Raw genomic sequence first — 5,408 nt, forward strand, 5'->3', positions numbered from 1 at the left:
GGAGATGGGGAGCAGGGGAGATGGGGAGAAATCACTAATAACAATTCCCAATTCCCCATTCCCAATTCCCAATTACCCCTAATCCCCACTCCCTTTGGTCGTGGGGGCCCCGAATTCCCAATTCCCAATTCCCAATTCCCAATTCCCAATTCCCAATGCCCAATCCCCATAACAAGTTGTTAAACTTGCCAGTGATGCCACTAAAACAGTAGCCTGGCTTGGTGAAAGTAAAATTAATGGAAAAACGAATTTTAGGATTAGATCCAGGACTGGCAATTTTAGGATTTGGGGTAATTACCTGTAAACAAAGCCCAAACAAAGCACAAGACGCAAGAGTAGATATGCTGGATTTTGGAGTAATCAGTACGTCGGCAGATGCGGAAATGGGACAGCGGCTATGTACTTTGTTTGACGATTTACACACCCTGATTCAGGAATTGCAACCAGATTTGGTTGCGATCGAGAAGCTATTTTTCTATCGTATGTCAAGTACTATCCTCGTTGCACAGGCCCGAGGCGTAGTTATGCTAACACTAGCACAGCACCATCTACCATATGTGGAATTTACGCCTGCTCAAATTAAACAAGCCCTAACGGGGTATGGTAATGCCGATAAGTCCGAAGTGCAAGATGCTGTGGCACGGGAGTTGAATTTAGACTATATTCCCAAACCAGATGATGCTGCTGATGCTTTGGCGGTAGCTTTAACTGCGTGGTTTCAGATTTAATTTTGTCAAACGAGAATCAAGTTATGAAATGCACAATTGACCTACCCGATACCCTAGTCCAACAACTCAAACAATATTTACAAGACCATCCCGATCAAAATCTAGAAGGTTTGATTCAAGAAGCTCTAGAAGAAAAACTAGCTGGTAAAAATCTATCGAAATTGCTCACCTTAGCTGGAATTGTCAATGAATCTCCTAGAAATGCCAGCAACCAAGCCGAAGACTCTCCTAATATTATCAATCCATGTTAAGTTCCATCTCGCAACTCGTAATTGATGCGGGCCCCTTAATAGCCTTGTTATATGCAAAAGACCCACAACATGCAGAATGCAGAATTGGTTTTGAACAACTTAGTCAAGCTCAAGTCAGGGTTTATACTCCCATTCCGATTTTGTTTGAAGTTTATAAATGGTTGTTATACACAACTAACCCCAGAACTGCCCAAACCAGTCTCAACATCATGCTAGAAAGCTTATACCTAATTGCTATTAACCAAGCTGACCTTTTGGAAATCTCTGCCTTACTGCAAACCATCCCCAACTGGTATGGAAGCTTAGAAGATGCTACGGTAATTTGGGCAGCACGATCGCGTAAATGTCCCGTTTGGACAATTAATTATCGAGACTTTGGCAGCTTCCCCGCCCTGGAGTTTTGGAATCCTGACCTCAACTGAGGTGTAAAATGAAGCTTTCAAATTCTGCCATCCGCACAAGGAGGGCAAAAAGTACAGGGCGATCGCCTGAAATGATCAACTTTGGTTGGGAGCGATCGCTTTTGACTTGCGCTTTTGACTTGCAGGTTAATTTGTAATATTTAGTCTTGAATACAACACCAAAAAGTTTTTAAGCAACCAAGGACAAGCTAAACATAGTGTATCATCTATTCAAGACGTATTTAAGCGTAACCAGATCGATATCTTCCTTGAAGTCCGTCAGATGCAAAACATTACACAGGCATTAGTGAGATGGCTTCCTACTGGTGCTGGAGTTGGTGTAACAGGCCATTTTCTCCTGAACCATCAATGGACACAGGCTGTAATTTCCACTTTTTTCACTGCTAGTTCCTCTATTTGGGTGAAGTTTAGCGGTGAATTTATGAAAGCCCTAGAAGCCAAAGCAGAGGAAAAAGGTAAACAAACTGGAGAATGGGCTGCTAAACAAGCAGACGACTTACCAAATAAATTTATTAAAAAAATTTCTGGGTTTCAAAGTAAGTATAAAAGGTTATTAGTCGATTTTTATTGTGACTATAAGACAGAAGGGTTCAGATTTGGCTTACCTGTATTAGATTTAGAAGATGTATTTGTACCATTAAAAGTTGAAACAGGTAATTTAGAAAATATTTCTGGTGCAATGGTTTCGACTCAACACACCAGTCAACATTCTGAAAATCAAGAAATATGGAATTTTTTAGCCGCTATTTCTTTTCAATACAGTTATCGCTGCATGGCTGTGATTGCACCCCCTGGATATGGTAAAACAACTTTGCTCAAGCATTTGACTTTGACCTATGCCAAAAATGATCATGGCAAATATAAAGCACCGCAATTTTTACCAGTGTTATTGTACCTGCGCGATATCCGTGAAGCAATTACCAGCCAACAACCTCCTACTTTACCTGAATTAATTACCAATCACTTAAAAAAAGAACCTGCTTTTGTGGAACTCAACCCTCAAACAGACTGGTTTAATCAAAAGTTAAAAAATGGCAAGTGTTTAGTAATGTTGGATGGACTGGATGAAGTTGCTGATAGTAGTGAACGCTTGCAGGTAAGTGAATGGGTAAATCAGCAAATGGCTACTTATCGCCAAACAGCTTTTATTATTACTTCCCGTCCTTATGGTTATAGTAGTGCGCCTGTGGATGAAGTAGGAGTTATTTTAAAAGTTCTACCATTCACTTTAGAGCAGATGAAGCAATTTATTCATAGTTGGTATCTGCAAACAGAAATCAGAAGTCGTGCAGGGAAAAATAATCAAGTTGTCAAAGCAGAAGCTAAGAAAAATGCAGCAGATTTAATTGACCGGATTATTAATAATCGTGCTATCGCTGATATGGCAACAAATCCGCTTTTGGTGACAATGATTGCTACTGTTCACTATAGCGGTAATGCTTTACCAGGACGGAGGGTGGAACTTTATCAAAAAATTTGCGATTTACTTTTAGGAACTCGACAAGCTGCTAAGAGAATTAAATCACCTCTGACATCTGAACAAAATAAATCAGTATTGCAAGTCTTAGCACTGGATTTGATGCAAAGGGCAACTCGCACTTTTGCACCAGCAGAAGTTGAGAATTTAATTGCTAAAGAATTGCAAACAATAGTTAATACTACATTAACACCAGGAGAATTTTTAGAACAAGTTAAAGATGTGAGTGGGTTGATAGTCGAAAGAGAGCAAGGTATATTTGAATTTGCTCATTTGAGTTTTCAGGAATATTTAGCTGCGGCTGAGGTGAAGGAGTTGCAGCAAGAACAAATATTAATTGATAATTTTGCTAATTCTTGGTGGGCGGAAGCTATTCGCCTTTATGCGGCTCAAAGTGATGCCACGAATTTAATTCAAGCAGCCTTACAAAATCAAACAGTTGCCTCTTTAAGTTTGGCTTATGATTGTTTGAAAGAAAGTAAGAAAGTAGAACTACAAACACAGCGTCAACTTGAAAATATTCTTGAAGCTGGTTTGACATCTAATGATGCAAAAATTGCCCAGATAGCAGCACAGGTAAAATTAAGCAGAAGGTTAAATAACTTATTGCGAATTAATGAAACCCAAGAAATAGACCGGAGTTATCTTACTTGGGCAGAGTATCAGGAGTTTATCAAAAATACTTTTGGCACAAATAATATTGAGCAAGGCTTTTTACCAGATTATGCCAAGAATTTTTCTCTTACTCAACCTGTCACGGGAATTAGTTTTCAAGCTGCTAATCGTTTTTGTGCTTGGTTGAGTTTAAATTCTAATTTTGATAACAACCTAATTAACAACCTAATTCGTTATAGATTACCCACGGAAGCAGAAGCAAAACATTATCCAGCCACAGAAGAGAAACATCTTACCTGTTGGACTCAGGAAAACCGCACTGATGGAGAAGGAATCAGGGTTGTTAAAGATCAATGGCCGCCACAATACAGGCAACTTTTAGAACACTTAGCTGCTGGAAATTGGCGCGAGGCTGATGAGGAAACAGCAAAAATGATGCTGAAAGTAGCTAACCGAGAACGTGAACGCTACTTAGACGTTGATGCTATAGAAAAATTTCCCTGTTCTGACCTCCGCACAATAGACCAACTATGGGTACAATATAGTGACGGTCGCTTTGGTTTTAGTGTTCAAAAGCGTATCTATGAGCAAAAAAAAGACTGGGAAAAAATGTATGACGCATTGGAATGGTCGCACGTAAATAATTATACTAGTCAAGCCCCTTTGGGACATCTACCCATTATCAAGGACTGGTTTGACATCTACCCATTTTCAAGCGATAGAGGGGAAGAAAAAGTACTCTTTTATCGCGCAGAGACTTGTAAATTGTAACCTATAAAGCTTTCAGTCAATCATAAACATTTCTTATTGCCGATTTTTCTACGAAGTTTCAATGTTTCCAGGTTTTCGATACCTGGCACTCCCCCTAGGAGGGTCATAGCAATTCGCCATAACAAATTTATCAGCTACTGCCTGAATTTCTGGGTCTGTTGCTTCCCATTTGTTCCAAGGTAGATTCATTTGTCCTGGTGATGTTTTCTTTTTATTCGGCTTTCCTTTCAACTTCATTCCCGCTAACAACTTGCTTCCCCAATGGTTACGCTTTTCTGGTTTTGGCTTTGGCTTGTACTTGCGACAAAACCCTCGATATCTAGCAGCACACTCATCTAGAGTCTTTCCAAGCTGTAAAAATGCAGGATGCCATTGTGTTAACCCATCATTACTGAGTCGGTCATGAGTACCATAATTGCTAAAGTCGTAGAAAAAACCTTGCTGCATTCCAGCCGCTTTTGGGTTAGCGTGAATATATCGCAGTGTATTTAAAGCTCTTTTGTAATCTGTCTTTTCAAACTCGCTGCTGTGATATCGCTGTTCCCAAAAATGTCCTGTGCGGTTGAGCATTCGGTTAAAACACATAGCTGTGTACCAATTTAACCAGTGCATAATTTTAGGGAGGTCTTCAGGCTTTTTTGGTTCTATCATGTAATGAACATGATTACTCATAATGCACAAGGCATAAAGCTTAAACCCAAACTTATTTAAAGCTTTCTTAATAGCGTAAATAAACACCTCCCGGCACTCGTGACGCGTAAGGCAAAATTCACGGTTATTACAGCGAGTTGTAACGTGATAGCAGTGTTCTGGCTTTAGGTTGCGTGGTTTGCGGGACATGACTGATATCTTGCACCTACCCGATATTCCGCCTCGGAATAACTTCCGAGTCTCATAGCGTAAGTCCGTTTTAACGGACTAAAAGATTGTACTAGTCAGATAAATCTGACTTGAACTAGAAAAGCTAGTGCAAGATATCAGAAAGCTTAATTTTTCGATCTTTATCGAGGAAGTTAAAGCTCCTCTTTGCGTCAAAGAGGGGTTGGGGAGAGGTTCATCGAACTCAGGTTAATATCAAGTTCGCTTAATTACTTATTAAAACCTAAGAACCCCACCCCGCCAAAGCTATGCTTTGTCTCCCTGC

The 5,408-nt window shown here is 39.9% G+C and carries 6 protein-coding genes; 5 read left to right on the forward strand and 1 reads right to left on the reverse strand.

The window, feature by feature from the left end; all coding sequences use genetic code 11:
• The first annotated feature begins 236 nt into the window (after positions 1–236).
• The 5 genes from ruvC to I8748_RS26075 all read left to right on the forward strand — a co-directional run bounded on the left by ruvC (position 237) and on the right by I8748_RS26075 (position 4,264).
• Entirely contained in the window at positions 237–728 is a 492-nt protein-coding gene (ruvC, locus tag I8748_RS26060; RefSeq protein WP_198127421.1) for a crossover junction endodeoxyribonuclease RuvC, read from the forward strand.
• Between the two features lie 23 nt (positions 729–751).
• Complete coding sequence (locus I8748_RS26065; protein ID WP_198127422.1) at positions 752–979, forward strand: hypothetical protein; 228 nt, start codon at positions 752–754, stop codon at positions 977–979.
• Positions 973–1,401: a type II toxin-antitoxin system VapC family toxin gene (locus I8748_RS26070; RefSeq protein ID WP_198127423.1), complete on the forward strand. Its 429-nt coding sequence runs from the start codon at positions 973–975 to the stop codon at positions 1,399–1,401. The genes I8748_RS26065 and I8748_RS26070 overlap by 7 nt, the downstream gene beginning before the upstream one ends.
• A gap of 8 nt (positions 1,402–1,409) precedes the next feature.
• Entirely contained in the window at positions 1,410–1,538 is a 129-nt protein-coding gene (locus tag I8748_RS35840; RefSeq protein ID WP_263976715.1) for a hypothetical protein, read from the forward strand.
• A gap of 125 nt (positions 1,539–1,663) precedes the next feature.
• Positions 1,664–4,264 (forward strand): GUN4 domain-containing protein, encoded by a 2,601-nt coding sequence (locus I8748_RS26075; RefSeq protein WP_198127424.1) that lies wholly within the window; start codon positions 1,664–1,666, stop codon positions 4,262–4,264.
• Between the two features lie 48 nt (positions 4,265–4,312).
• Here I8748_RS26075 and I8748_RS26080 read toward each other — a convergent pair whose 3' ends face one another.
• Positions 4,313–5,104, reverse strand: a complete 792-nt coding sequence (locus I8748_RS26080) for a transposase (RefSeq protein WP_198127425.1) — start codon at positions 5,102–5,104, stop codon at positions 4,313–4,315.
• Positions 5,105–5,408: the final 304 nt, after the last annotated feature.

Origin of the sequence: Amazonocrinis nigriterrae CENA67 (assembly GCF_016056305.1) — a bacterium.
GTDB classification, from domain to species: domain Bacteria; phylum Cyanobacteriota; class Cyanobacteriia; order Cyanobacteriales; family Nostocaceae; genus Amazonocrinis; species Amazonocrinis nigriterrae.